This is a genomic window from Pseudomonas sp. SJZ078 (assembly GCF_007828255.1).
Classification (GTDB): Bacteria; Pseudomonadota; Gammaproteobacteria; order Pseudomonadales; family Pseudomonadaceae; genus Aquipseudomonas.
Genome location: NZ_VIUG01000008.1, coordinates 146,227 through 173,034 on the forward strand (window position 1 = coordinate 146,227; position 26,808 = coordinate 173,034).

A 26,808-nucleotide genomic window follows, 5' to 3' on the forward strand; every position below is an offset into this window, starting at 1 on the left:
CACAAGAGAGATCAGCGTTGCGCTGTTACAGCTTGATCCAGGTCGACTTCAGCTCGGTGTATTTGTCGAAGGCGTGCAGCGACTTGTCGCGACCGTTACCCGACTGCTTGAAGCCACCGAATGGCGCGGTCATGTCGCCGCCATCGTACTGGTTCACCCACACGCTGCCGGCGCGCAAGGCCTTGGCGGTCAGGTGGGCCTTGGAGATGTCCCGGGTCCATACCGCCGCCGCCAGGCCATAAGGCGTGTCGTTGGCAATCTGGATGGCCTCCTCGGCCGTATCGAAAGCGATCACTGACAACACCGGACCAAAAATCTCCTCCTGGGCAATTTTCATGGCGTTGCTGACGCCGTCGAAAATCGTCGGCTCGACATAGGTGCCACCGGTTTCCTCAAGGATCCGCTTGCCACCGGCCACGAGCTTGGCGCCGTCGCTGTGCCCGGCTTCGATGTAGGACAACACGGTATTCATCTGCTGGGTATCGACCAGGGCACCGACATTCGTCGCCGGGTCCAGCGGGTTGCCCGGTTTCCAGCCCTTGAGGGCCTCGATCACCAACGGCAGGAAGGTGTCCTTGATGGAGCGTTCCACCAACAGTCGCGAGCCGGCGGTGCAGACTTCGCCCTGGTTGAATGCAATGGCGCTGGCTGCGGCTTCAGCGGCGGCCTGCAGGTCCGGAGCGTCGGCGAACACGATATTCGGGCTCTTGCCGCCGGCCTCCAACCAGATGCGCTTCATGTTGGATTCGCCGGAGTAGATCATCAGTTGCTTGGCGATCTTGGTGGAACCGGTGAACACCAGCGTGTCGACATCCATGTGCAGGGCCAGAGCCTTGCCGACCGTATGGCCATAGCCTGGCAGCACGTTGAGCACGCCTTTCGGAATCCCGGCTTCGACGGCCAGTGCGGCAATGCGGATGGCAGTCAGCGGGGATTTTTCCGACGGCTTGAGGACTACAGAGTTACCGGTGGACAAGGCCGGACCGAGCTTCCAGCAGGCCATCAACAGCGGAAAGTTCCACGGCACGATAGCGCCCACCACACCGACGGGCTCGCGGGTAACCAAGCCCAACTGGTCGTGGGGGGTCGACGCCACTTCGTCGTAGAGCTTGTCGATGGCTTCCCCGCTCCAGCCCAACGCCTGTGCCGCACCGGGCACATCGATGTTCAGGGAATCGCTGATCGGCTTGCCCATGTCCAGAGTTTCGAGCAAGGCCAGCTCTTCGACGTGCTGCTTGAGCAGGCTGGCGAAACGAATCATGGTGGCTTTGCGTTTGCTCGGCGCCAGGCGTGACCAGACACCGGAATTGAAGACCGCACGCGCGTTTTCGACCGCACGCTGGGCGTCGGCAGCATCACAGCTGGCGACCTTGCCCAGCAAACGGCCATCGACCGGACTGAGGCAATCGAAGGTTTCGCCGGACACCGCATCGGTGTATTCGCCGCTGATGAACGCGCGGCCTTCGATGGTCAAATCGCGGGCGCGTTGTTCCCAGTCGGCACGAGTCAGGGTGGTCATGCGAGTGTCCTCCTCTTATTGGGTGTGAGCGTTACAAGGGATGCAACACTCAGGAATTCTGCCCGGCCAGCCTGTTCAGGCGCACATTTTCGGCATAGGGCACCCGCCACCCTAAACCAGCCGCCCCTCAAGTTTCAATATATTTGACACAAGAGCGGTAAACAGCCTTGCGATGTTCGTTTTAATAAACATAGACTCGAACCTTCCAAGCAATCACCGGGGATTACGGAAATGAGCATCGAGGACATCGTCGACTTCAGCCAAGCCAGCACCGTCGCCGATCGCTATCGCCCGGACCCGGCAAAGGTTCTCAAGGGCGATCCCGAACAAGCTGTGTTCAACCACTACAACAGTCCCTGCGGGCAAATGAATGCCGGGGTCTGGGAAGGCGCGGTCGGCCAGTGGATGGTCAACTACACCGAGCATGAATATTGCGAAATCGTCCAGGGGGTGTCCGTGCTGCGGGACAACGACGGCAATGCCAAGACATTGCGCGCAGGCGACCGCTTTGTGATTCCAGCGGGCTTCAAGGGCACCTGGGAAGTGCTGGAGCCGTGCCGCAAGATTTATGTGGTGTTTGAGCAGAAGGCTTGAGTTTTCGTTGGCCGGACTGACCCCATCGCGAGCAGGCTCGCCCCCACAGGGATTGGATCAGGGCTGGAAGCCAGCAACAAAAAAGGCCCGTATCTCACGATACGGGCCTTTTTTGTAAAGAGGGAAAAATCAATTACTTGATTTTGCCTTCCTTGTAGATCACGTGCTTGCGAACAACCGGATCATATTTCTTGATCTCGATTTTGTCCGGGGTAGTACGCTTGTTCTTGTCGGTAGTGTAGAAGTGACCAGTACCGGCGCTCGAGATCAAACGAATCAATTCACGCATGATTAGCTCCCTTAAACCTTGCCATCGCGGCGAAGTTCGGCCAGCACGACATCAATGCCGCGCTTGTCGATGATACGCATGCCTTTGGCAGATACGCGCAGACGTACAAAACGTTTCTCGGACTCAACCCAGAAGCGGTGATGCTGCAGGTTCGGCAGGAAACGACGACGGGTTTTGTTGTTTGCGTGGGAAATGTTATTCCCAGTCACCGGACCCTTACCGGTAACTTGACAGACTCTAGACATGCCTCAGCCCTCTAAAACCACATGCCCAACCCGGCATGGGTTGGCCGCTTAATCTCTCAGTCATTTGGCGCCAGGCGCCGCGTTTCTTTAAGGGTCTTACCGGCTACACCTACAGTGAAGGAACCGGGCCCCTAGAAAAGAGCGCTGCTTTATACCAGAAAGACCTCGGTGCAACAACATCCCGTGTGATTTGTCTTAACCTGGAAACCTCGGGCAACCGTGCCGAACGGCTGCGGCAAGGGCTGGCGATGGCTGTGACCGCTCGTCGCGGCATCCGGTTTTTTTCAATGTCGACAGGTTCTAACGCCTCAATGCGCTGGCGCAGGGTGCCGGAAAAAGCAAAAAGGGGATAGTCATTTGGCAACGAGCCCACTAGGGTAGGCCTTTTCCAGACTGCACTCGCAGATGGGCCTTCGACCTGACAAGGAAACCCGATCATGCGCCTCGCTGCCCTCTCACTGTTGCTCGCCCCTCTGCTGATCAGCCCATTGGCCCAGGCCGCCGCCCTGAGCGTCTGCACCGAGGCCAGTCCGGAGGGATTCGATGTCGTCCAATACAATTCGCTGACGACCACCAATGCTTCTGCCGATGTCCTGATGAACCGACTGGTGGATTTCGACACCGCCAGCGGCAAGGTAGTCCCCAGCCTGGCCGAGCGCTGGGACGTCTCGACCGATGGGCTGACCTACGTGTTCAACCTGCGTCCAAAGGTCAGGTTTCACCAGACCGAATATTTCACGCCCCATCGTGACCTGAGCGCCGAAGACGTGAAGTTCAGCTTCGAACGCATGCTGGACCCCGCCAATCCCTGGCATAAAGTCGCCCAGAGCGGCTTCCCGCACGCCCAGTCCATGCAGCTGCCGGCGCTGATCAAGAAAATCGACGCCCTGGACCCACTGACCGTGCGCTTTACCCTCGATCATGCGGACTCCACGTTCCTGGCCACGCTGAGCATGGGCTTCGCCTCGATCTATTCGGCTGAATACGCCGATCAATTGATGAAGGCCGGCACACCGGAAAAACTCAACAACCAGCCCATCGGCACCGGCCCGTTCATCTTCAGCCGGTTCCAGAAGGACGCCTCGATTCGCTACAAGGCCAACAACGATTACTTCGCCGGCAAACCCCAGGTCGACCCGCTGATCTTTGCCATTACGCCGGATGCAAACGTGCGCCTGCAGAAACTGCGGCGCAACGAATGCCAGATCGCCCTCTCGCCCAAGCCTTTGGACGTGCAGGCCGCCCGGCAGGAAGCGACCCTGAAGGTGGAACAGACCGATGCCTTCATGACCGCTTTCGTGGCGATCAACAGCCAGCATCCTCCCCTGGACAAGCCAGAGGTACGCCAGGCCATCAACCTTGCCTTCGACAAAGCCAGCTACCTCAAGACCGTCTTCGAAGGCACCGCCGAAGCGGCCAACGGCCCCTACCCGCCAAACACCTGGAGCTACGCCAGGAACCTGCCCGGCTATGCCCATGACCCGGCCAAGGCCCGTGAGCTGCTGGCCAAGGCCGGCTTGAAGGAAGGGTTCCAGACCACGATCTGGACCCGTCCTTCCGGCAGCCTGCTGAACCCCAACCCCAGCCTCGGCGCGCAGTTGCTGCAATCTGACCTGGCAGAAGTCGGCATCCAGGCCGAGATCCGGGTGATCGAATGGGGCGAGCTGATCCGTCGCGCCAAGGCCGGCGAGCATGACCTGCTGTTCATGGGCTGGGCCGGCGACAACGGCGACCCGGACAACTTCCTGACGCCGCAGTTTTCCTGCGCGGCGGTCAAGTCCGGGACCAACTTCGCCCGTTATTGCAACCAGGACCTGGACAAGCTGATCAGCGCCGGCAAGACCACCGGTGAACAGGGCGTGCGCACCAAGCTCTATGAACAGGCCCAGGCACAGATCCAGCAGCAGGCCCTGTGGCTACCACTGGCCCACCCGACCGCGTTCGCCCTGGTTCGCAAGGACCTGCAGGGTTATGCCGTCAGCCCGTTCGGGCGCCAGGATTATTCGAAGGTCAGCCTCAAGCCGTAAGCTGCAAGCTGCAAGCTGCAAGCTGCAAGCTCAAGAGCAGATCACACCCCGCTCTGAACTTGCAGCTTGAAGCTGAAAGCTTGCCGCTGCTTCACATCCACCCATACTCCGCCATCGACAGCGGCTCCCCATCACCGACGATGAAGTGATCGAGCACCCGCACATCAATCAGCTCCAGCGCTTCTTGAAGTCGCTCGGTGAGCACCCGATCAGCCTGGCTGGGCTCGGTGTTGCCGGAAGGATGGTTGTGGCACAGGATCAGCGCGGCGGCATTGTGGGCCAGGGCGCGTTTGACCACCTGCCGGGGATAGACGCTGGCGCTGTCGATGGAACCGCGAAACAGCGCTTCGTAGGCCAGCACCCGGTGCCGGGAGTCGAGGAACAGGCAGCCGAACACCTCATGGGGTTCGTGCCGCAACATGGCCTTGAGATAATCACGCACCACCAGCGGGCTCTCCAGCACCGACTCTCGCCGCAAGTCCTCGGCCAAATGTCGACGCCCCATTTCCAGGACCGCTTGCAACTGGGCAAATTTCGCCGGGCCCAGCCCCAGTTGCGCGCTGAAGGTGCGCATGTCGGCTTCCAGCAGAACCCGCAGGCAACCGAATTGATGCAGCAGGTGTCGAGCCAGGTCCACCGCGCTTTTCCCGGACACACCGGTGCGCAGGAAGATCGCCAGCAGTTCGGCATCCGAAAGGCTCGCCGAACCCAATTCCAATAACTTCTCCCGCGGACGCTCCGCCGCCGGCCAATCACGAATACTCATAGGACCTCCTGGTCAGTGGCGCGCCGCTGTTCCATAGCGGTCGCTGTGATATCGTAGCCCATCTTTTTTGCAGGCGATTTGCACCCTGGCAGGCTGCTGTCGAGAAGTTCGTCCTGTATTGACCACTGAAATCCAAAGGCAGGCTTATGCAGCGGCTGTATCGGAAACGCATCGTTCTGGGCGTCGGCGGCGGCATTGCCGCCTACAAGAGCGCCGAGCTGGTTCGCAGGCTGATCGACCAGGGCGCGGAAGTGCGCGTCGTCATGACCCGTGGCGGCAGTGAGTTCATCACCCCCCTGACCATGCAGGCCCTGTCCGGGCACCCGGTCCACCTGGATCTGCTCGACCCGGCGGCCGAAGCCGCCATGGGTCATATCGAACTGGCCAAGTGGGCCGACCTGGTGCTGATCGCCCCGGCCACCGCCGACCTCATTGCCCGCCTGGCCCAAGGCATCGCCAATGATCTGCTGACCACCCTGGTACTCGCCACCGACGCCGTGGTCGCCGTCGCACCGGCCATGAACCAGGCCATGTGGCGCGATCCGGCCACCCAGGCCAACCTGCAACTGCTCGAAAGCCGCGACCTGAAAGTCTTTGGCCCGGCCTCCGGCAGCCAGGCCTGCGGCGATGTCGGTATGGGCCGCATGCTCGAAGCCACCGACCTGGCCCAATGTGCCGCCGACTGCTTCCAGCGCCACGCCCTGACCGGCAAGCACGTGCTGATTACCGCCGGACCGACCCAGGAAAACATCGACCCGGTGCGCTACATCACCAACCACAGTTCCGGAAAAATGGGCTTCGCCCTGGCCGAGGCCGCGGTGGAAGCCGGCGCCCGGGTGACACTGATCACCGGCCCCGTGCACCTGCCGACGCCGGATCGGGTGACCCGCATCGACGTAGTCAGCGCCCGGGACATGCTCGCAGCCTGCGAAGCGGCCATCCCCTGCGACCTGTTCATCGCCTCGGCCGCGGTAGCGGACTACCGCCCTGAGGTCATTGCCCCGCAAAAATTGAAGAAAGACCCTACGAGCGGCGACGGCCTGTTATTACAAATGGTCCGCAACCCGGATATTCTTGCCACCATCGCCACCCGTCCCGACCGCCCTTTCAGTGTCGGCTTCGCCGCCGAAACCGAAAACCTGCTCGATTACGCCGCGCGCAAGCTCAAGGACAAGAATCTGGACTTGATCGTCGCCAACGACGTCGCCAACCCGAGCATCGGCTTCAACAGCGAAGAAAACGCCTGCAGCGTGATCGACCGCCAGTTGCACGCCACCCTTTTCGCCCAGACCAGCAAAGGCAAGATCGCCCGCCAGCTGATCACTTTCATCGCCGAACGGCTGAACCAGGTTTAATTGACATGCACGCGCTACAAGCCAAGATCCTCGACCCTCGCATCGGCAGCGAATTCCCGCTGCCGCAATACGCCACACCGGGCTCCGCCGGCCTCGACCTGCGGGCGATGCTCAAACAGGACACCGTCCTGGAGCCGGGCCAGACCTTGCTGATTCCCACCGGCCTGTCGGTGTACATCGCTGATCCGGGCCTGGCCGCACTGATCCTGCCACGCTCGGGCCTGGGTCATAAGCACGGCATCGTGCTGGGCAACCTGGTGGGGCTGATCGACTCCGACTATCAGGGCGAACTGATGGTGTCATGCTGGAACCGTGGCCATACGACATTCAACATCGCCGTGGGCGAGCGCATTGCCCAGCTAGTGCTGGTACCGGTGGTCCAGGCCCACTTCGAACTGGTCGAAGAATTCGACGAGAGCCAGCGCGGCGCAGGCGGTTTCGGACATTCCGGCAGCCACTGACCGGTGGGACAGGCCGGGCGCACTGCCCGGCCGGTTTATTAAGCTACTGTTTCAGGGCAAAAAATGCGCAATGGCTTTCTGCTAGGTTTCCCATCCGGAATCAAGGTATTAGGCGAGCGAGGCCAGGGTAACGCTGTCTCATGGCATTTTCCCACCACGAACTCTCTGTCAAAAACGCCGTCATACCCTTCAGCTTGAGCCTGCCGGCGCTGACCGCCGGCCTGTCCAGTCACCTTCTGAATAGAGCGTCCCGCCCATGAACACCCCAGCCGCAATCGCACCGATCTTTCCTGACAGCATCTTCCGCGCCTACGACATCCGTGGCGTCGTGCCGGAAACCCTGACTGGCGAAACCGCCTACTGGATCGGCCGCGCCATTGGCTCCCAGAGCCTGGCCCAGGGCGAACCGAACGTGTGCGTCGGCCGCGATGGCCGCTTGTCCGGCCCCGAGCTGGTCGAGCAGTTGATCAAGGGCGTTGCCGACAGCGGCTGCCATGTCAGCGACGTTGGCCTGGTACCGACCCCGGCCCTGTATTACGCCGCCAACGTACTGGCCGGCAAATCCGGCGTGATGCTCACCGGCAGCCACAACCCGTCGAACTACAACGGCTTCAAGATCGTCATCGCCGGCGACACCCTCGCCAACGAGCAGATCCAGGCCCTGCATACCCGCCTCAAGACCAACGACCTGAGCAGCGGCAAGGGCACTGTCACCAAAGTCGACATCCTCGAGCGCTACAGTGACGAAATCGTCAAGGACGTAAAGCTGGCCCGCCGCCTGAAAGTGGTGGTCGATTGCGGCAACGGCGCGGCCGGCGTGATCGCCCCGCAACTGATCGAAGCCCTGAACTGCGAGGTCATCCCGCTGTTCTGCGAGGTGGACGGCAACTTCCCCAACCACCATCCGGACCCGGGCAAACTGGAAAACCTCGAAGACCTGATCGCCAAGGTCAAGGAAACCAATGCCGACCTGGGCCTGGCCTTCGACGGCGACGGCGACCGCGTCGGCGTGGTGACCAACACCGGCAGCGTGGTGTTCCCCGACCGCCTGTTGATGCTGTTCGCTCGCGACGTGGTGGCGCGCAATCCGAATGCCGAAATCATCTTCGACGTTAAATGCACCCGGCGCCTGGTCCCACTGATCAAGGAATATGGCGGTCGTGCGCTGATGTGGAAGACCGGCCATTCGTTGATCAAGAAGAAAATGAAGCAGAGCGGCGCCCTGCTGGCCGGCGAGATGAGCGGCCACATCTTCTTCAAGGAGCGCTGGTTCGGCTTCGACGACGGCATCTATAGCGCGGCACGCCTGCTGGAGATCCTCAGCAAGGAACAATCCAGCGCCGAAGACCTGTTCGCGACCTTCCCGAACGATATTTCTACGCCGGAAATCAATATCCATGTGACCGAAGAGAGCAAATTCAGCATCATTGATGCACTGCACGACGCTCAATGGGGCGAAGGGGCCGAACTGACCACCATCGATGGTGTGCGGGTCGACTATCCCCACGGCTGGGGCCTGGTTCGCGCGTCCAACACCACGCCGGTGCTGGTCCTGCGTTTCGAGGCCGATAACGAAGCCGAGTTGCAGCGCATCAAGGATGTGTTCCACACCCAACTCAAACGTGTTGCACCCGATCTTCAACTACCGTTTTGATTTTTTGAAGCGCCACTGGAGCCCTGAATGACCCTCGAACGCGAAGCCGCCACCAACACCGCCAAGGTCCTGTCCGAAGCGTTGCCTTATATCCGACGCTACGTCGGCAAGACCCTGGTGATCAAATATGGCGGCAACGCGATGGAAAGCGAGGAGCTCAAGACCGGCTTCGCCCGCGACATCGTGCTGATGAAAGCCGTGGGCATCAACCCGGTGGTAGTGCATGGCGGTGGCCCGCAAATCGGCGACCTGCTCAAGCGCCTGGCGATCGAAAGCCACTTCATCGATGGCATGCGCGTCACCGACGCGCAGACCATGGACGTGGTGGAAATGGTCCTCGGCGGCCAGGTCAACAAAGACATCGTCAACCTGATCAACCGCCATGGCGGCAGCGCCATCGGCCTGACCGGTAAAGATGCCGAGCTGATCCGGGCGAAGAAACTCACCGTCACCCGCCAGACGCCGGAAATGACCCAGCCGGAAATCATCGACATCGGCCAGGTAGGCGAAGTGGTCGGGATCAATACCGACCTGCTGAACCTGCTAGTCAAGGGCGATTTCATCCCGGTGATCGCGCCTATCGGCGTGGGCGCCAACGGCGAGTCGTACAACATCAACGCCGACCTGGTGGCCGGCAAGGTCGCCGAAGCACTGAAAGCTGAAAAGCTGATGCTGCTGACCAACATCGCCGGCCTGATGGACAAGTCGGGCAAAGTCCTGACCGGCCTGTCGACCCAACAGGTCGACGATCTGATCGCGGACGGCACCATCTACGGCGGCATGCTGCCGAAGATCCGTTGCGCACTGGAAGCGGTGCAAGGCGGCGTCGGCAGCTCGCTGATCATCGACGGCCGGGTGCCGAATGCGATCCTGCTGGAGATCTTTACCGATACTGGCGTGGGTACGTTGATCAGTAATCGCAAGCGTCCATAAGCCACACCCCAAAAAAAAAGACCCCGCTCAGCCTGGCTGAGCGGGGTCTTTTTTGCACCGGCCACCTGCGAAATACCCCCTGTGGGAGCGAGCCTGCTCGCGATGGCGGAATGGACTTCAACACTGATGCTGACTGATCCGCCGCTATCGCGAGCAGGCTCGCTCCCACCGGGGAATGTACAAGCCGATCAGACGCCGAACTGCGCCCGATAAGCCTCGACCGCCGGCAAATGCTGCTTGAGCTGCGGGTCGTCGGCCAAAAACTCCAGGACCTGGGTCAGCGAAACGATGCTGATGACCGGAATGCCGAAGTCACGCTCCACTTCCTGGATCGCCGACAGTTCGCCGTTGCCACGTTCCTGACGGTTGAGGGCGATCAGCACGCCGGCGGCCTTGGCGCCATCCTGGGAAGCGATGATCTGCATCACTTCACGGATGGCGGTGCCGGCGGTGATCACGTCGTCGATGATCAGCACGTCACCGGTCAGCGGCGCGCCCACCAGGCTGCCACCTTCACCGTGGGCCTTGGCTTCCTTGCGGTTGAAGCACCAGGGCAGGTCGCGGTCGTGATGTTCGGCCAGGGCGACGGCGGTGGTGGCGGCCAGCGGGATGCCTTTGTAGGCCGGGCCGAACAGCACGTCGAACGGGATGCCGCTCTCGACAATGGCCGCCGCATAGAAACGCCCCAACTGGGCCAGGGCGGAACCGCTGTTGAACAGGCCGGCGTTGAAGAAGTACGGGCTCGTGCGCCCGGACTTGAGGGTGAACTCACCGAAGCGCAAAACCCCGCGATCGATGGCAAAGCGAATGAAATCGCGCTGATACGCCTGCATGAAAAAAAGCCTCAAATACCGCGGATTTAGCTAAATAGGTACACGGCGTGTATCATACACGCACGTGATTTTTGGGGCCATTTATGCGGATCATCAGTGTGAACGTCAATGGTATTCAGGCTGCAGTGGAGCGAGGTTTGCTCAGTTGGCTGCAAGCACAGAATGCCGACGTCATCTGCCTGCAGGACACCCGCGCCTCCGCCTTTGAACTGGATGATGCAGCCTTCCAACTGGATGGTTACTTCCTTTATGCCTGCGATGCCGAAGTCCCCGCCCAGGGTGGCGTGGCTCTGTACTCGCGGCTGCAACCGAAGGCTGTCATCAACGGTCTCGGTTTCGAGACGGCGGACCGCTACGGGCGCTACCTGCAAGCCGATTTCGACAAGGTCAGCATCGCGACCTTATTGCTCCCTTCGGGGCAGAACGGCGATGAAGATTTGAATCAGAAATTCAAGTTGATGGACGATTTCGCCCGTTACCTGGATAAGCAGCGGCGCAAACGTCGCGAGTACATCTATTGTGGCTCGCTGTACGTGGCGCAACAGAAGCTGGACATCAAGAACTGGCGCGACAGCCAGCAATCTCCGGGTTTCCTGGCGCCTGAACGGGCCTGGATGGACGAGATCATCGGCAACATGGGCTATGTCGATGCCCTGCGCGAAGTCAGCCGCGAAGGCGACCAGTACAGCTGGTGGCCGGACAACGAACAGGCCGAGATGCTCAACCTCGGTTGGCGTTTCGACTACCAGTTGCTGACGCCCGGCCTGCGCCGTTTCGTGCGTAGCGCCCGCTTGCCGCGCCAGCCACGATTCTCGCAACATGCGCCGCTGATCGTGGATTACGACTGGACGCTGACGATCTGAGGGGCGTTTCGCAGATACAAAAAAACCGACAGCGCTGTCGGTTTTTTTGTGGCTGATCGCTTTACCACTGTGGGAGCGAGCCTGCTCGCGATAGGGGCCTGACATTCGACATCTACATCGACTGACACGCCGCTATCGCGAGCAGGGCTCGCTCCCACAGGGGTTATTCACTGATCGTTATTTGATCACTCGCCAGGTAAACGGATACCGATACGGCTGCCCTTCATTGGCCTTGATCCCACCGATGATGGTCAGCACCAGCGCGCCGATGGCGATCAGCCCGAACAGGAAGAAGCCAATCACCACGATCATCAACAGGAAACTGATGAGCGAGGCAATCGCCACAGTGATCTGGAAGTTCAGCGCTTCCTTGCCTTGGGCATCGATGAATGGATCGGATTCGCGCTTGATCTGCCAGAGCACCAGCGGCCCGATCAGCGTACCAAACGGAATCACCAGGCCCGACAAGGCGGACAGGTGGCAGAACATCGCCCATTGACGCGCCTCCCTGTCCGGCTGGGGCAGTAGCACTTGTTCATCACTCATGACGCTCTCCTTGTCTGAAGCGCTGTAGATCAATCGGCCAGGGCGGCCTTTTGCAGTTCGAAAATTTCGCTCATGCCTTTCTTCGCCAGCTCCAGCATAGCGTTCAGCTCTTCAGGCTGGAATGGCGCGCCCTCGGCGGTGCCCTGGACTTCGATGAAGCCGCCAGCGCTGGTCATGACGACGTTCAGGTCGGTCTCGGCAGCGGAGTCTTCCAAGTAATCCAGGTCCAGCACCGGCTCGCCCTGGTACATGCCCACCGAGACCGCGCCGATCATCTGCTTGAGCGGATCGCCGCCCTTGAGGCCGCCGCGCTTCTTGATCACTTTCAATGCATCGACCAGCGCAACCATGGCACCGGTAATGGAAGCCGTGCGGGTGCCGCCGTCGGCCTGGATCACGTCGCAATCGACATACAGCGTCACGTCGCCCAGCTTGGACATGTCCAGGGCGGCGCGCAGCGAACGGCCGATCAGGCGCTGGATTTCCAGGGTACGACCACCTTGCTTGCCACGGCTGGCCTCGCGCTGGTTCCGCTCACCGGTGGCGCGCGGCAGCATGCCGTACTCGGCCGTCAACCAGCCCTGGCCCTGGCCCTTGAGGAACCGAGGCACGCCATTTTCGACGCTGACGGTGCAGATGACCTTGGTATCACCGAATTCGACCAGTACGGATCCCTCGGCGTGTTTGGTGTAGTTGCGGGTAATGCGGATCGAGCGGAGCTGATCGGCAGCGCGACCACTTGGACGTTTCATAGGGAACACCTGTACAGAGGACGGAAAACTGCCGGCATTATAAAGCCGCGAATCGTCCTAGGGCAGTTTAAAACGCCGCGCCGTTCTAAAAACCGCCGCCTCAAAGACCCGCCCGACGGGCTGCAGCGCTTTGTCACAGGCACGGTTTGGGGGCATGCGCCTCACTGCGCTACAATCCTGCGCCTTTGCTGCCCGTCGACTTTTTATCCACAGACTCCAGGCGCCACGACCCCGGTCGTGCCCGTCCTGCATTGCGAGGAACCTCCCATGGTGCACAGCATGACCGCCTTCGCCCGCGTCGAAAAGGCCGGCGCCCAAGGCACGCTGAGCTGGGAACTGCGCTCGGTCAACAGCCGTTACCTGGAGCCGCACCTGCGCCTGCCCGAATCCTTCCGCGACCTGGAAGGCGGCGTACGCGAAGCTCTGCGCCAAGGCCTGTCCCGAGGCAAGCTGGAGTGCACCCTGCGTTTCACCGAAGAAAACACCGGCAAGCCATTGCAAGTGGACCGCGAACGCGCCGCCCAACTGGTAGCCGCTGCCGAAACCGTCGCCAGCCTGATCAAAAACCCCGCCGCCCTGAACCCGCTGGAAGTCCTCGCCTGGCCTGGCGTGCTGGTGGGCGATGCCAGCGATCCCCAGGCACTGAATGCCGAGGCGCTGGCGCTCTTCAACCAGGGGCTCAAGGAACTCAAGGCCGGCCGTGAGCGCGAAGGCGCGGAACTGGCCCGACTGATCAATGAGCGGCTGACGTCCATAGAAGAAGACGTGACGACCCTGCGCGAACTGGTTCCGCAAATGCTCGCCACCCAGCGCCAGAAAGTCCTGGACCGCTTTGCCGACATGAAGGCCGAGCTGGATCCGCAGCGCCTGGAACAGGAAATGGTCATGCTCGCGCAGAAAAGCGACGTGGCCGAAGAACTGGATCGCCTGAGCACCCACATCATCGAAGTCCGCCGGGTGCTCAAGTCCGGCGGTGCGGCCGGTCGCCGCCTCGACTTCCTGATGCAAGAGCTCAACCGCGAAGCTAATACACTGGGCTCCAAAGCCTTCGACCCGCGCAGCACCCAGGCTGCGGTCAACCTCAAGGTGTTGATCGAGCAAATGCGCGAACAAGTGCAGAACATTGAGTAAGGCTAACCCGACATGACCCACAGCACCGGCACTCTCTACATCATTTCCGCGCCCTCGGGCGCCGGCAAGACCAGCCTGGTCAAGGCCCTGATCGACGCCGAGCCGCAGATCCGCGTCTCGGTTTCCCACACCACCCGCGCCATGCGCCCGGGTGAAGTGAACGGCGTGAACTACCACTTCGTCGACCGCGAAGAATTCGTGAGGATGGCCGAGCACGGCGACTTCCTGGAGCGCGCCGAAGTCTTCGGCAACCTCTACGGCACCTCGCAGAGCTACTTGCAGCAGACCCTGGACGAAGGCCACGACCTGATCCTGGAAATCGACTGGCAAGGCGCCGAACAAGTGCGCAAGCTGATGCCCCAGGCCCGTTCGATCTTCATCCTGCCACCCAGCCAGCAAGCCTTGCGCCAGCGCCTGACCAACCGTGGCCAGGACAGCGACGAGATCATCGAAGGCCGGATGCGCGAAGCGGTCAGCGAAATGAGCCACTACGTGGACTACGACTACCTGATCATCAACGACGATTTCGCCCAGGCGCTGGACGACCTGAAGGCGGTTTTCCGCGCCAATCAGCTGCAACAGAAACGCCAGCAGCAACGTTTCGGTAAATTATTGGCCGAACTGCTGGGCTGACCGGCCCTTCCCAAAACCGCTGCAACAGCTTTACATTGGCACTTGCAGCGCGCCGAGGGGCTTGGTCAAAAAATCAGCGCTTCCCTAAACGCTGGTGTTTTTTTAAACTGTCGAGTCCGCTCGCCCAACCGGGCAGCGCGCATATTGCATTCGCTCCGAGGAATACCATGGCCCGCGTAACCGTTGAAGACTGCCTAGAACACGTGGAAAACCGCTTTGAGCTGGTCATGCTCTCTACCAAGCGTGCCCGTCAACTGGCCACCGGCGGCAAAGAGCCATTGGTCCAGTGGGAAAACGACAAGCCTACCGTGGTAGCGCTGCGTGAAATCGCCGAAGGCCTGATGAGCTACGAGTTCATCGCCAACGCTGAAATCGTTGAAGACGAACCGCTGTTCGCGGCGTTCGAGGACGAGTCCAACGAGGCGGTCTAAATCTATGCCTGGTCGACGTAGCACGGCGCGGGGTCACAGCAAACGGCAGGAGTCATCATCATGCCGAGCATAGACGCCCTCGCCGATCGCTTATCGGCCTACCTCGGTACGGATCAGGTCAACCTGGTCCGCCGAGCCTACTTCTACGCCGAACAAGCCCACGACGGCCAACGCCGCCGCAGTGGCGAAGCGTACGTCACGCACCCGCTCGCGGTGGCGGGCATCCTTGCCGACATGCACATGGACCATCAGAGCCTGATGGCCGCCATGCTCCATGACGTGATCGAAGACACCGGCATTGCCAAGGAAGCGCTGCAAGCGCAGTTTGGCGAAACCGTGGCCGAACTGGTCGACGGGGTCAGCAAACTGACCCAGATGAACTTCGAGACCAAGGCTGAGGCCCAGGCCGAAAACTTCCAGAAAATGGCCATGGCCATGGCCCGGGACATTCGCGTGATCCTGGTCAAGCTTGCCGACCGCCTGCACAACATGCGCACCCTGGAAGTGCTGTCCGGTGAAAAACGCCGGCGCATCGCCAAGGAAACCCTGGAAATCTACGCACCCATTGCCAATCGCCTGGGCATGCATGCGATCCGCATCGAATTCGAAGACCTCGGCTTCAAGGCCATGCACCCGATGCGTTCGGCGCGCATCAACCAGGCCGTCAAGCGCGCCCGGGGCAACCGCAAGGAAATCGTCAACAAGATCGAAGAGTCGTTGAGCCACTGCCTGGCCATCGACGGCATCGAAGGCGAAGTCAGCGGGCGGCAGAAACACCTCTACGGCATCTACAAAAAAATGCGCGGCAAGCGCCGGGCCTTCAACGAGATCATGGACGTCTACGCGTTCCGGATCATCGTCGACAAGGTCGACACCTGCTACCGCGTGCTGGGTGCTGTGCATAATTTGTACAAACCGTTGCCGGGGCGTTTCAAGGACTACATCGCGATCCCCAAGGCCAACGGCTACCAATCGCTGCACACCACGCTGTTCGGCATGCACGGGGTACCCATCGAGATCCAGATCCGCACCCGTGAAATGGAAGAGATGGCCAACAACGGCATCGCCGCCCACTGGCTGTACAAATCCAGCGGTGACGAACAACCCAAGAGCACCCATGCCCGGGCCCGACAGTGGGTCAAGGGCGTGCTCGAAATGCAGCAGCGAGCCGGCAACTCCCTGGAATTCATTGAAAGCGTCAAGATCGACCTGTTCCCGGACGAGGTCTACGTCTTCACGCCCAAGGGCCGGATCATGGAGCTGCCCAAAGGCTCCACGGCGGTGGACTTCGCCTATGCGGTGCACACCGACGTCGGCAACAGCTGCATCGCCTGCCGGATCAACCGTCGCCTGGCGCCGCTGTCCGAACCGCTGCAAAGCGGCTCCACGGTGGAAATCGTCAGCGCCCCCGGTGCGCGGCCGAACCCGGCGTGGCTCAACTTCGTGGTCACCGGCAAAGCCCGAACCCACATCCGCCACGCCCTTAAACTGCAACGCCGTTCCGAATCCATCAGCCTCGGCGAACGCCTGCTGAACAAGGTGCTGAACGGCTTCGACAGCTCGCTGGAAAAAGTCCCGACCGAACGCGTGCAGACGATGCTCCAGGAATACCGTCTCGAACTGGTGGAAGACCTGCTCGAAGACATCGGCCTGGGCAACCGCATGGCCTACGTCGTCGCCCGCCGCCTGCTGGGCGAAGGCGAACAACTGCCAAGCCCCGAAGGCCCGCTGGCGATCCGCGGAACCGAAGGCCTGGTACTCAGCTACGCCAAGTGCTGCACGCCGATCCCGGGCGACCCGATTGTCGGCCACCTGTCCGCCGGCAAGGGGATGGTGGTGCACCTGGACAACTGCCGCAACATCAGCGAAATCCGCCACAACCCGGAAAAATGCATCCAGCTCTCCTGGGCCAAGGATGTCACCGGCGAATTCAACGTCGAGCTGCGGGTCGAGCTGGAACACCAGCGTGGCCTGATCGCCCTGCTGGCCAGCAGCGTCAACGCCGCCGACGGCAACATCGAGAAAATCAGCATGGACGAGCGCGACGGCCGCATCAGCGTCGTCCAACTGGTGGTCAGCGTGCACGACCGCGTACACCTGGCCCGCGTGATCAAGAAACTGCGAGCCCTGACCGGCGTTATCCGCATCACCCGCATGCGCGCATAACCCCCAATAGCCCAGCCATTACAAGGAGTCATACATGACCAAAACCGTCATCACCAGCGACAAGGCCCCGGCCGCCATCGGCACTTATTCCCAGGCGATCAAGGCGGGCAACACCGTGTACATGTCGGGCCAGATCCCCCTGGACCCGAAAACCATGGAGCTGGTGGAAGGCTTCGAAGCCCAGACCGTACAGGTCTTCGAAAACCTTAAAGCAGTAGCCGAAGCCGCCGGCGGATCGTTCAAGGACATCGTCAAGCTCAACATCTTCCTCACCGACCTGAGCCACTTCGCCAAGGTCAACGAGATCATGGGCAAGTACTTCGAACAGCCCTACCCTGCCCGCGCCGCCATCGGCGTAGCAGCCCTGCCAAAGGGCGCGCAGGTCGAGATGGATGCCATCCTGGTCATCGAGTAACAAGGCCGGCGCAGCATCCCCCGCTGCGCCGTTTTCGTTTTGAAAGGATTCCACCATGCGCAAAGCGCTTGCTCTCCCGCTGCTCGCCCTCCTCCTGGCCGGCTGCGCCAGCGACCCTGCCGACCGTGACATCAGCGGCACCTGGATCAACCAGGCCGCCATCGACGCTGCCGCCAAGGGTGGTCCCCTGCGCGAAGCGCTGCAGGCCTATGGCCCCAACCTGGAATGGGACATCAACACCCGGGCCGGTCAGGCGCGCTACACCAATGGCTTTGAAAACGTCGACGGCAAGTTGCTGGCCGGAGAAGACGGCCTGTGGAAAGTCGACATCTACGGCAGCGCCGCCAGCGAACTCCAGCGTGACGGCGACCAACTGAGCCAGATCGCCACCGAGAACGAGCCGCAGCAGGTATTCAACCGCGCACAAATCCAGGTTCCAGAAGGCGCCCCCATCGGCGCGAGCTTCGAGCGGGCCCTATACGCCGCTTACCTGGACGGCACCTGGAACATCGTCAACGGCCCCGGCCAAGGCGCCACCGTCCAGTTCCAACCCGACGGCCAAGTCAGCGGCCTACCGGGCGCCGACCGCTACGCCCTGTGCCTGGCAGGCGACTGCGCCACCATGAGCAACGGCAACGACACCATCTGGCTGCAAAAGAACGGTGTTGGGAATACCTGGATCTTTGCTCGCGATGGGAAGCGACTGGAAATCTTCCAGACTGTGAATGCGTCGTTGGCGGATGAGATTCCGTCGTATACGGCGGGGCCTCGGCAGTGGGTGCTGGAAAAGCAGTAAGCGGCTCCCCCCTGCACTAGCCCGACCGCGCCAGCGGCGGGCCCCCTATCACGACGAGCAATCTAAGTGCTCACAAATTTGCCCTCTCTGCACATGCCTCGGAATGCTACATATCTAATTCGTAAGAGGTACGCCCAACACAATGACATCGGCTAACTTGTTCAGCGCAAGGGTAGTGATGTCCATACCCAGCTTGATGTCGACAGCTTTTTGATCGATATCAAAATGGAAGTCGCCATTCGTAATCTCTTCCCAGCCTTTCCTGCCCGCGCGCAGGTCAATAGAGGGGGATCGTTGAGCCCCCAGCGACCGCTCTTGTCCTTTTCCTTCAGGCAAAAAAAGCCCAGGACCGCCGAGCAGATTCTAAAAATTACCTGCGAACTGTACTGAGCTGTTGATCAATCTCGGTCAACGTTGTCACTTTCGTCAACCCCGACTAACTGGAATAACCAGGAAACCAGAGATGGTCGAACGGATTCGACCGAAGTAGTCCTTCGCGAAGGGTGCTATCAACCCAAAGCGGTCATCCAAGGTAGGTAGCTATCGCTCAACATTGGACGCTTGATTACTCGCTTTTGCCACTGGAGAGCGAAAAATGAAGAGAGTTTTAACCGTTGGATTGCGTTGCACCGATGAACCCATCGATGGAATTGAATTCGACAATTTGGGACTGTGCGGTACTGCCACAGAGCACGGCAAGTCAGCGCCCCCCTCTACGAGTTATGTCATCATCAACCCTGCAAGCTGTATCCACCGTGATACCTCTGCCTTGATCATGGTCAGCAGAGCCATTGCACTGCGGCAATTTTTGTTCCGCCCTCAGGGCTTTCTGCGATCTTTAGTCTGATGGCGGTTTGACAGCACGCGATCAACGGTCTATGTATTAATGAGCAGTCATGGAGAGACATCTCAATGAAGGACTCATTCGTCGCTTTACCCATTCTAGCTGCGGCTATTTTGCTTAACAGCACTTCAGCTGTAGCTGACCCTGGTGCCAGTTACGGCGTCCAAGCGAAAAATGTGTTGTCGGCCAATGTAATTAACCTTCAAAAGGAGATCGAAGGTCAGAGCCTTGAGCACATTGTTTCGATGCCAAGTTTATCTGGCGATGCTGAGCGCATAAGAAGAAAGCAACTTGCTGCTGAGCGATTTAATCAAACCATAGGTAGCAAATACTTCCCGGACATTAACTCTTTTAGGTCATATCTCACCCGAGAAACCCTAGAAACGACACCCGCACAGGAGTATTTCATTTATAACGCGGCGGCAGATATTGTTTCGCCAGAATTAATCTCACTAGATCAGCAAAGTAAGGAAATTCTCAAAAAAAGCTGGATGGATAAGAGCAGAGACTATCTAATCAAAAAATTCCACGACTATGAATTGGTTGAGAAACAAATATCCTTTGGGAACTCATGGATGGACGATGCCAAAAAAAACACGAGGGACAGCGGAAATACGTCGTCAATCTTTGGTCGCATTCTTACAAACAGTGAATCCCAAACAGATTATAAACCCACAGCATTAGAGCTGAATATTTGGGGCGATCAATCCGAAAAGTGTCGTGGTAATAAAAATGTAGGCGGTCCACCTGGGTCGGCTTTGCGCCAGAACGTAATGTCTTGCTTTGAGAAATTTGAGACCACCAGGTTCGCCAAAATGGGGTACTCATCTTTCTCGGACTGGGGTATCTATTATGGTTTGAATTTGGTGACCTCGCTTGTAGACGAGAGTGGACTCCATAAGTGTATGGCCTCGTACTACAGCAAAGACGTTTGGATTACCGCAGCCCACTGCATTTCCGACAGCAACCTCTACATTGTTTCTGATTCATCTAAAACTAAAATCCAGAAAGGAAGCTCGGGAAACGTCACTCTCTGTACAGACCATCCAAACTGTGATGTTGCCTACATAAGCGCCAAAACATTTAACCAAGACACCTCGCAATTCAATGCACATGGAAATCTAGCTGACATAACCCCAAAAACAGAATTATTTGTTCCTGGCATAGAAATAGATAGCCCAATTCTTGCGGACGGACTGGTTATCTTGAAAGATCAGTTGCTTTGGTCTCCAGTAGGGAAATCATACTGCAGATATAGCGATGTTGAAGAGGGATGCTTCAGTCATGCTTGCAGTACATTAACCGGTTTTTCAGGGGCGCCTGTTTATGTCCTTGGCAAAGATAAAAAACTGACCCTGATTGGGGTTCACTCTGGCGAGAAAATTGGAAATGTAAGCTGCAAAAAAGACGGTGCTAACTATGCGGTTTCTTCTCGATATTTCAAAGGATGAATAATGAAAAAATCAATAGTGCTGACTTCACTTGTCACTCTGACTGCTTGTTCAACACCTGATAGTTCGAGCTTCCGCGTCGGAAATATCACATATGAAAATCTGAGCAAGAATCACGCCGTTAAAGAAACCAGGCTTTTTAAGAAATTCGTGCCTAAAAACCAGAGCTGTCTCCTTCAGCACAATGCAGAAACCATCCCTGCATTAGTGCTTGCCGGCGTAGGTTACATAGGCAAGGAGCTGATCGCTTATGGCAAAAGCGAGCTCGAAAACCGTGCGCAGTACCTCGAGTCTGACGTGAATCTTAACAGCAAAGCGATTCTGCCAGTTTGGCCTTCCGACGACGCCAATAACGCAGAGCTTTGCTTGCTCGTCATTGCAGGAGAGTTCGGTGATATGCCTGATGGGAAGGTTCTGGAGCGCTTCCGTCAATCTCAAGTTCCCAGCTTGTCAAATCCATCTTTCACGAAAGAAATGGCCGAATACACCCAAAATATCCCTGGAGTTGGCGATGTAATAGGGCCATTCACAGGCATCCAGAAAGATCCTACATTCTTATTAGAGATCAAGGTCGTTCCGACCAAGACCAGCGACGGCAAGTGGTACTACACAGCTTCTCCGACCTACCTGCTGTATCCCAATCCACTGCACATGATGACTTCCAGCAAGGTCAGCCGGAAGTTGACTGTCGAGTACTCCCTGGGGCAGGCGACCGGCGCAATTGCGCTTGATGGATTCGACAGCGGTGCTGCCTACAAATCAGAGATTCTACAGCAGCGCTACTCGATCACCGACCAGAAGGGGAGTGCACCGACGACGGTGGCCACGGTCAAGGTCATTGAAGGGCCGGACAAGATGCCGACCGCCAAACTCATGCGGGAGCTTGCGAACAAGGACAAGGAGCTGCAGGCCTTGCTGGATGAAAAGCTGAAGGAGATTGAGGCGGCTCAAGTGGCTTCGAAAAAGTAGTTCATATCTAAAAGCAGACTTCAAGACGGAATATGCGTTTTTACACAGGCTGTACCCATTGCAGCCGTTCGCTAACGACTGCAAATGGCCGATTCTGTTGAAAAAGTTGACCCTGGTTTCCACGGAAGAAAAGTGCGCTTGAGATTGAAATCTTTACATTGAGCAGAGGATTCCGAGCTCACATTCGCGCAGCAGCATTCAAAAGGCGGTTTCAGCGATCGCTATGCGGTCAGTCTGGAAGAGCCGACTTCTTCAACAGAATCGGCCGATAGCAGTCGCTGAAGAACGTCTGTATGAACCAGAAATTCAACAATAATACAGCTGTGGATTATGTGAACCCGACGCAATGCGCCGGGCTCTTTATTTAGAAGCTAACCTCTATCGCGGCTCAACATTATCCAGCGCCCGGTTCGCCAGCAGCGAACTCAATTCGATCAGTTGCTGAATGCCGAGGGCGACGTGACGACGTGAGCCGTCCAGCTCAAATGCCAGATCACTGACCATGGCATCAGCCGAAGCCAGGGTTTCGCTGAGGTTAGCGAGCAGACATTCGTTGTCGACTTCTTCTACAACAGTGAATAGCTGGCCCGGTTGAGTGTCAGCTTTGGGCTTCGTCTGTTTGGGTAATAGGTAGAAATCTAGGGCACGTTTGGCGGCAGCGTCGAGTTTTTGGGCGTTGATGCCGTCGGTGTAGGGGGAGGTTGGGTCTGCTTCTGGAGGATTCGGAGTTATTTTGAACATTCGTATATTTCCATTAGTAGGGCCGCAACCGTCTCGCTACTAAACGAAAAGGCGGCAGCTGTGCGCAAGTTAGTAGACCGGTGAAATACACAAAGCCCGGCGCGCCCGAAGGCGCCATGCGCACAGCCACCATCGAATGCAGGCGAACGCCTGATTGATGAGGCTCATGCAGCCATGTGTATTACCGGGCTACTAAACCCGACCACTGATGGGCAGTGGCAGGAAAACGATAGAGCCCGAGGACAAGGCGCACAAGCGGGCGGATTCTGGCGTAGTTGTAGGCAAAGGCGCAAGGATGTGTGGGGTGGCAGAAGCGCGACGGTCAATATTTGAGCCGCGCCCGGATTTCCTAGGCTTTGCGGCCGCCTTGGATCCCTTGTGGGAGTGGTGTGGGGAAATTGCGCTTCGAAGACGGCAGCCCAATCAGCTCATTAACCACTGAGAAGCGCCCTCATCTTCATAAGCAAGTGGGTGCAGCACCCCGTCTGTAAGAAATTATGACCTCTCGACAACCCACTCAATAGTTAACGGAAAGTTAGCCCACACTTCAAAGTACCTTTTGATGAACTCTTTTACAGAATAATCCTACATCCCCGATTTTATATTTTTGGCATTCTTCGCACCGAATCGCAGCCCCCCCACATTGGAATAGGCTGCAGTTCAAAGCACTCGGTTATTCGGCGCGAAACTTCCCACATAAAGCACTGAAAATATGTATTGAAGTTTGTGGCCATTTGCTGACCGCCGAAAGTTCCAAGAACCGTACTACCCAAAAGGCCATGGATTGACCTACGCAAACAAACTGTCCGCCCATTACCTGGATCTCGTCAAGACACCTGTTTCCCAGGACAGCTTCGCGGGCGCGGATGTGCGCTTTTCAAATGAATTCGAAGCGTTGGAATGTGAACTGGGGAAAGCCCAATCCATCCATGCGTGCGGTCAGGTCGATTGGCTGAAGATTCTTGAACAAAGTGAAGTCATATTGCGCACCCAGTCCAAAGACTTGCGCGTGGCGGCTTGGCTGACATGGGCGTTGTACCAGCGTGAATCTTTTCAGGGCCTGTTGGCCGGCCTCTGCCTCCTGCATTACCTGTGTAAGCACCATTGGGCCGAGATCCATCCCGCCAAGGCAAGAACCCGTGCAGCCAGTTTCAGTTGGCTGTTACCTCGCCTGGAACAGGCGCTGGGCGACCATGTTGCGATCAAAGAGCAACTGCTGTTGTTCCACCAAATGCTGGAACAACTGGAGGGCATTGAGACCGTGTGCACGGCTCACCTCGGGAATGAAGCCCCTCTGATACTGCCGTTGAGCCGTCGGCTCGACAATATGATCCGGCGCGTTACCGAGCATTCGTCAACACCCGCCGCCATCGAAACGGTGGTGGCCCAGGTGAAGCAAGCTGCCACCCAACTGTTCAGTCCCGGCGCTCATATCGAAACCGAAAAAGAAGCCCACAAGGCGCTGCGGGCCCAACAGGAAGGTGCTCGCTCGCTGTGCGCCTGGTGGCTCAAACAAAAAGTTACCGATGTTCGAGCCTTGCGCCTGAACCGCGTTTTGCCCTGGCTGGCCATCGATGCAATACCCGAACACAACGCCGAACAGCTCACCCTGTTGCGCGGGCTGCCGCCGGACAAACTCAAGGGTTATCAAGACAGCCTGCAACGGGGCAGTTATGCGGATCTGCTGGTGGAGATCGAGGCCAGTCTGGCGAAAGCGCCGTTCTGGCTCGACGGCCAGAGGCTCGCCTGGGAATGCCTGCAAGGCCTCGGTGCTGAGCTGGCCATGCGTGAACTGGAGATCCATTTCGCGCTGTTCATCCAGCGCCTGCCGGGCATTCTCGAACTGCGCTGGCATGACGGCGTGCCGTTCGCCGATCCAGCCACCCGGACCTGGATCGCGGCCCAGGTCATGCCCCATCTGCAATGTCCCGGCGCCTCGCCCACCGTCGATATAACCGACAAGCAGGCGCCATGGGAGCTGGCTCTGGAAGAGGCTCAGGCGATTGTGCTCAGGGAGGGGCTCAAGACCGCCGTGCAGTCGCTCCGGCAGGGCATGCAGGCCGCCAACGGTGCTCGCGAACGGTTTCTCTGGCGGTTCGCAATGGCCCGGCTGTGCTTTTCGGCCAAGAAATATGAGCTCGCCAAGGTCCAGCTCGAAGCCCTCGATCAAAGGCTGCAGAACCCGGAGCTGAGTGCGTGGGAGCCTGAACTGGCGTTGCAGGTATTGCACCTGCTGCATCACTGCTGCGAGTTGTTGCCGCAGAACCATTCCGTGCGTGAGCGCAAGGAAGAGACATTCCGCAGGTTGTGTCACCTCGATCTGGAACGGGTCATTGAATAGGCCTCCGGGTCCCCATTGTAAGGAGAGAAATCATGGCCAAAGAAGGCTCGGTCGCCCCCAAGGAACGCATCAACGTCACCTTCAAGCCAGCCACTGGCGGCGCCCAGGAAGAAATCGAACTGCCGCTCAAGCTGCTGGCAATCGGTGACTACACCCACCGCAAGGACGATCGCAAGATCGAGGATCGCAAGCCGATCAGCATCGACAAGATGACCTTCGACGAAGTCCTGGCCAAGCAAGAGCTGAGCTTGGCCTTGAGCGTACCGAACCGTCTTCAGGAGGAAAGCGATGCCGGCGAGCTGGCCGTGCAACTGCGCTTGAACTCAATGAAGGACTTCACCCCCGCCCACCTGGTGGAGCAACTGCCGGAGCTCAAGAAGCTGATGGCGCTACGAGATGCCCTGGTGGCGCTCAAGGGGCCATTGGGTAATACACCGGCGTTTCGCAAGGCCATCGAAGACGCACTGACCGACGATGCATCCCGTGGTCGCGTACTGGACGAGCTGGGCCTGAACGCCCCGGCCACGGACGCTTGACCCCAACAGACAAGGAAGCCGAAACATGAGCTCTCACGCAGCACTGCAGCAGCGCCAGGAACAAAACCATGACCATGGCGAATACAGCATTCTCGAAAGCATCATCGCCCAGACCCGCCTGACTCCTGACGATGAAGCCTATGACATTGCCAAGCGCGGCGTGTCGGCCTTCATCGAGGAGTTGCTCAAACCACAGAACAGCGGCGAGCCCGTCAAGAAAGCCATGGTCGACCGCATGATCGCCGAGATCGACGCCAAGCTCAGCCGCCAGATGGACGAAATTCTTCATCATCCGAAGTTCCAGGCACTGGAGTCGGCGTGGCGCGGTCTGCAGCTACTGGTTGACCGGACCAACTTCCGCGAAAACATCAAGATCGAGATGCTCAACGTCTCCAAGGACGATTTGCTGGATGACTTCGAAGATTCGCCGGAGGTCATGCAATCGGGCCTGTACAAACATATCTACACCGCCGAATACGGTCAGTTCGGCGGACAGCCCGTAGGGGCGATCATCGCCAATTACTTCATGTCCCCAAGCTCGCCGGACGTGAAATTGATGCAGTACGTCGCCAGCGTGGCTTGCATGGCCCATGCGCCGTTCATCGCTGCCGCCGGCCCGAAGTTCTTCGGTCTGGAAAGCTTCACCGGCCTGCCGGACCTCAAGGACCTGAAGGACCATTTCGAGGGCCCCCAATTCGCCAAATGGCAGAGCTTCCGCCAATCGCAAGACGCTCGCTACGTCGGCCTGACCGTACCCCGCTTCCTGCTGCGTACCCCGTACGATCCGGAAGAGAACCCGGTGAAGTCGTTCGCGTACAAGGAAACCGTTGCCAACAGCCACGAGCATTACCTGTGGGGTAACACGGCCTATGCATTCGGTACACGTCTGACCGACAGCTTCGCCAAATTCCGCTGGTGCCCGAACATCGTCGGCCCGCAAAGCGGAGGCGCAGTCGAAGACTTGCCGTTGCATCACTTCGAAAGCATGGGCGAGATCGAAACCAAGATTCCAACCGAAGTGCTGGTTTCCGACCGTCGCGAATACGAGCTGGCCGAAGAGGGGTTCATTTCCCTGACCATGCGCAAAGGCAGCGACAACGCCGCGTTCTTCTCCGCCAGCTCCGTACAGAAACCAAAATTTTTTGGCATCAGCGCCGAGGACAAGGAAGCCGAGTTGAACTACAAGCTGGGTACTCAGCTGCCGTACATGATGATCGTCAATCGCCTGGCTCATTACTTGAAAGTCTTGCAGCGCGAGCAATTGGGCTCATGGAAGGAGCGCACGGACCTGGAGCGCGAACTCAATAACTGGATCCGCCAATACGTGGCCGACCAGGAGAATCCAAGTGCCGAAGTCCGTGGCCGTCGCCCCCTGCGTGCGGCCAGGATCGTCGTCAGCGATGTTGAAGGCGAGCCCGGCTGGTACCGGGTCAGTCTCAATGTGCGTCCTCACTTCAAGTACATGGGCGCTGATTTCACCTTGTCGCTGGTTGGCAAACTGGACAAGGCATAAACGC

Annotated in this window: 27 protein-coding genes and 1 pseudogene; 19 read left to right on the forward strand and 9 right to left on the reverse strand. The window is 58.7% G+C overall.

Annotation, left to right across the window (positions count from 1 at the left end; translation table 11 throughout):
• Positions 1–25: 25 nt before the first annotated feature.
• The gene (locus FBY02_RS10390; protein ID WP_144926892.1) at positions 26–1,519 is read right to left on the reverse strand and encodes an aldehyde dehydrogenase; all 1,494 of its coding nucleotides are present in this window, start codon (positions 1,517–1,519) and stop codon (positions 26–28) included.
• Between the two features lie 231 nt (positions 1,520–1,750).
• Between FBY02_RS10390 and FBY02_RS10395 the strand changes: the two genes are divergently transcribed.
• A complete protein-coding gene (locus FBY02_RS10395) occupies positions 1,751–2,113 on the forward strand; it encodes a cupin domain-containing protein (protein WP_144926895.1) in 363 nt (120 codons plus the stop codon).
• Positions 2,114–2,246: 133 nt separating this feature from the next.
• Here FBY02_RS10395 and rpmG read toward each other — a convergent pair whose 3' ends face one another.
• Both rpmG and rpmB read right to left on the reverse strand, forming a co-directional pair.
• The gene (rpmG, locus tag FBY02_RS10400) at positions 2,247–2,402 is read right to left on the reverse strand and encodes a 50S ribosomal protein L33 (RefSeq protein ID WP_003177274.1); all 156 of its coding nucleotides are present in this window, start codon (positions 2,400–2,402) and stop codon (positions 2,247–2,249) included.
• Between the two features lie 11 nt (positions 2,403–2,413).
• Complete coding sequence (rpmB, locus tag FBY02_RS10405) at positions 2,414–2,647, reverse strand: 50S ribosomal protein L28 (RefSeq protein WP_007921114.1); 234 nt, start codon at positions 2,645–2,647, stop codon at positions 2,414–2,416.
• Positions 2,648–3,084: 437 nt separating this feature from the next.
• Here rpmB and FBY02_RS10410 point away from each other — a divergent pair, with 437 nt between their 5' ends.
• The gene (locus FBY02_RS10410; protein ID WP_144926898.1) at positions 3,085–4,674 is read left to right on the forward strand and encodes an ABC transporter substrate-binding protein; all 1,590 of its coding nucleotides are present in this window, start codon (positions 3,085–3,087) and stop codon (positions 4,672–4,674) included.
• A gap of 91 nt (positions 4,675–4,765) precedes the next feature.
• Here FBY02_RS10410 and radC read toward each other — a convergent pair whose 3' ends face one another.
• Positions 4,766–5,440, reverse strand: a complete 675-nt coding sequence (gene radC, locus FBY02_RS10415; protein ID WP_144926901.1) for a DNA repair protein RadC — start codon at positions 5,438–5,440, stop codon at positions 4,766–4,768.
• Between the two features lie 146 nt (positions 5,441–5,586).
• Here radC and coaBC point away from each other — a divergent pair, with 146 nt between their 5' ends.
• The 4 genes and pseudogenes from coaBC (at position 5,587) to argB (ending at position 9,843) form a co-directional block, all read left to right on the forward strand.
• Positions 5,587–6,795, forward strand: a complete 1,209-nt coding sequence (gene coaBC / locus FBY02_RS10420) for a bifunctional phosphopantothenoylcysteine decarboxylase/phosphopantothenate--cysteine ligase CoaBC (RefSeq protein WP_041022862.1) — start codon at positions 5,587–5,589, stop codon at positions 6,793–6,795.
• Between the two features lie 5 nt (positions 6,796–6,800).
• Entirely contained in the window at positions 6,801–7,256 is a 456-nt protein-coding gene (dut, locus tag FBY02_RS10425; protein WP_144926904.1) for a dUTP diphosphatase, read from the forward strand.
• Positions 7,257–7,506: 250 nt separating this feature from the next.
• Positions 7,507–8,910 (forward strand): annotated as a pseudogene (locus FBY02_RS10430) (phosphomannomutase/phosphoglucomutase); the annotation flags it as partial.
• 27 nt (positions 8,911–8,937) lie between these two features.
• A complete protein-coding gene (gene argB / locus FBY02_RS10435) occupies positions 8,938–9,843 on the forward strand; it encodes an acetylglutamate kinase (protein ID WP_144926910.1) in 906 nt (301 codons plus the stop codon).
• A gap of 188 nt (positions 9,844–10,031) precedes the next feature.
• Here the strand turns inward: argB and pyrE are convergent, their stop codons facing one another.
• On the reverse strand, positions 10,032–10,676 hold the full coding sequence (pyrE, locus tag FBY02_RS10445; protein WP_047702586.1) for an orotate phosphoribosyltransferase: 645 nt from the start codon (positions 10,674–10,676) through the stop codon (positions 10,032–10,034).
• Between the two features lie 83 nt (positions 10,677–10,759).
• On the opposite strand from pyrE, the gene FBY02_RS10450 reads away from it, so the two are divergent.
• Positions 10,760–11,539 carry an exodeoxyribonuclease III gene (locus tag FBY02_RS10450; protein ID WP_013694557.1) on the forward strand — a complete coding sequence of 260 codons (780 nt, stop codon included), beginning with the start codon at positions 10,760–10,762 and terminating at the stop codon, positions 11,537–11,539.
• 177 nt (positions 11,540–11,716) lie between these two features.
• On the opposite strand, the gene FBY02_RS10455 is transcribed toward FBY02_RS10450, so the two are convergent.
• On the reverse strand, positions 11,717–12,085 hold the full coding sequence (locus FBY02_RS10455) for a DUF4870 domain-containing protein (protein WP_144926916.1): 369 nt from the start codon (positions 12,083–12,085) through the stop codon (positions 11,717–11,719).
• 29 nt (positions 12,086–12,114) lie between these two features.
• Positions 12,115–12,837 (reverse strand): ribonuclease PH, encoded by a 723-nt coding sequence (gene rph, locus FBY02_RS10460; protein ID WP_024780256.1) that lies wholly within the window; start codon positions 12,835–12,837, stop codon positions 12,115–12,117.
• Positions 12,838–13,104: 267 nt separating this feature from the next.
• Between rph and FBY02_RS10465 the strand changes: the two genes are divergently transcribed.
• The 6 genes from FBY02_RS10465 (at position 13,105) to FBY02_RS10490 (ending at position 18,409) form a co-directional block, all read left to right on the forward strand.
• Positions 13,105–13,968 (forward strand): YicC/YloC family endoribonuclease, encoded by an 864-nt coding sequence (locus tag FBY02_RS10465; protein WP_144926919.1) that lies wholly within the window; start codon positions 13,105–13,107, stop codon positions 13,966–13,968.
• Between the two features lie 12 nt (positions 13,969–13,980).
• Positions 13,981–14,601: a guanylate kinase gene (gene gmk, locus FBY02_RS10470; protein ID WP_047702589.1), complete on the forward strand. Its 621-nt coding sequence runs from the start codon at positions 13,981–13,983 to the stop codon at positions 14,599–14,601.
• 167 nt (positions 14,602–14,768) lie between these two features.
• A complete protein-coding gene (gene rpoZ / locus FBY02_RS10475; RefSeq protein WP_003177259.1) occupies positions 14,769–15,032 on the forward strand; it encodes a DNA-directed RNA polymerase subunit omega in 264 nt (87 codons plus the stop codon).
• Between the two features lie 60 nt (positions 15,033–15,092).
• Complete coding sequence (gene spoT / locus FBY02_RS10480) at positions 15,093–17,198, forward strand: bifunctional GTP diphosphokinase/guanosine-3',5'-bis pyrophosphate 3'-pyrophosphohydrolase (protein WP_144926923.1); 2,106 nt, start codon at positions 15,093–15,095, stop codon at positions 17,196–17,198.
• A 34-nt stretch (positions 17,199–17,232) separates the two neighbouring features.
• Positions 17,233–17,613, forward strand: coding sequence for a RidA family protein (locus FBY02_RS10485; RefSeq protein ID WP_024780260.1), 381 nt, complete (start codon positions 17,233–17,235; stop codon positions 17,611–17,613).
• A 55-nt stretch (positions 17,614–17,668) separates the two neighbouring features.
• Positions 17,669–18,409: a hypothetical protein gene (locus FBY02_RS10490; RefSeq protein WP_144926926.1), complete on the forward strand. Its 741-nt coding sequence runs from the start codon at positions 17,669–17,671 to the stop codon at positions 18,407–18,409.
• A 114-nt stretch (positions 18,410–18,523) separates the two neighbouring features.
• Here the strand turns inward: FBY02_RS10490 and FBY02_RS10495 are convergent, their stop codons facing one another.
• Entirely contained in the window at positions 18,524–18,745 is a 222-nt protein-coding gene (locus tag FBY02_RS10495; RefSeq protein WP_256662510.1) for a hypothetical protein, read from the reverse strand.
• A 259-nt stretch (positions 18,746–19,004) separates the two neighbouring features.
• Here FBY02_RS10495 and FBY02_RS28105 point away from each other — a divergent pair, with 259 nt between their 5' ends.
• From FBY02_RS28105 to FBY02_RS10505, 3 genes are all read left to right on the forward strand, one after another.
• Positions 19,005–19,256 carry a hypothetical protein gene (locus FBY02_RS28105; protein WP_145244837.1) on the forward strand — a complete coding sequence of 84 codons (252 nt, stop codon included), beginning with the start codon at positions 19,005–19,007 and terminating at the stop codon, positions 19,254–19,256.
• 65 nt (positions 19,257–19,321) lie between these two features.
• Positions 19,322–20,704 carry a hypothetical protein gene (locus FBY02_RS10500; RefSeq protein WP_144926928.1) on the forward strand — a complete coding sequence of 461 codons (1,383 nt, stop codon included), beginning with the start codon at positions 19,322–19,324 and terminating at the stop codon, positions 20,702–20,704.
• Positions 20,705–20,707: 3 nt separating this feature from the next.
• On the forward strand, positions 20,708–21,673 hold the full coding sequence (locus FBY02_RS10505; RefSeq protein WP_144926931.1) for a hypothetical protein: 966 nt from the start codon (positions 20,708–20,710) through the stop codon (positions 21,671–21,673).
• A 378-nt stretch (positions 21,674–22,051) separates the two neighbouring features.
• Here FBY02_RS10505 and FBY02_RS10510 read toward each other — a convergent pair whose 3' ends face one another.
• A complete protein-coding gene (locus FBY02_RS10510; protein ID WP_144926934.1) occupies positions 22,052–22,414 on the reverse strand; it encodes a DUF6124 family protein in 363 nt (120 codons plus the stop codon).
• 784 nt (positions 22,415–23,198) lie between these two features.
• Here FBY02_RS10510 and tssA point away from each other — a divergent pair.
• From tssA to tssC, 3 genes are read left to right on the forward strand one after another with little or no spacing between them, the layout of a single operon-like run.
• The gene (gene tssA, locus FBY02_RS10515) at positions 23,199–24,755 is read left to right on the forward strand and encodes a type VI secretion system protein TssA (protein ID WP_144926937.1); all 1,557 of its coding nucleotides are present in this window, start codon (positions 23,199–23,201) and stop codon (positions 24,753–24,755) included.
• 32 nt (positions 24,756–24,787) lie between these two features.
• Positions 24,788–25,291, forward strand: a complete 504-nt coding sequence (gene tssB / locus FBY02_RS10520) for a type VI secretion system contractile sheath small subunit (protein WP_144926940.1) — start codon at positions 24,788–24,790, stop codon at positions 25,289–25,291.
• 25 nt (positions 25,292–25,316) lie between these two features.
• Positions 25,317–26,804 carry a type VI secretion system contractile sheath large subunit gene (tssC, locus tag FBY02_RS10525; protein WP_144926943.1) on the forward strand — a complete coding sequence of 496 codons (1,488 nt, stop codon included), beginning with the start codon at positions 25,317–25,319 and terminating at the stop codon, positions 26,802–26,804.
• The last annotated feature ends 4 nt before the right edge of the window (positions 26,805–26,808 follow it).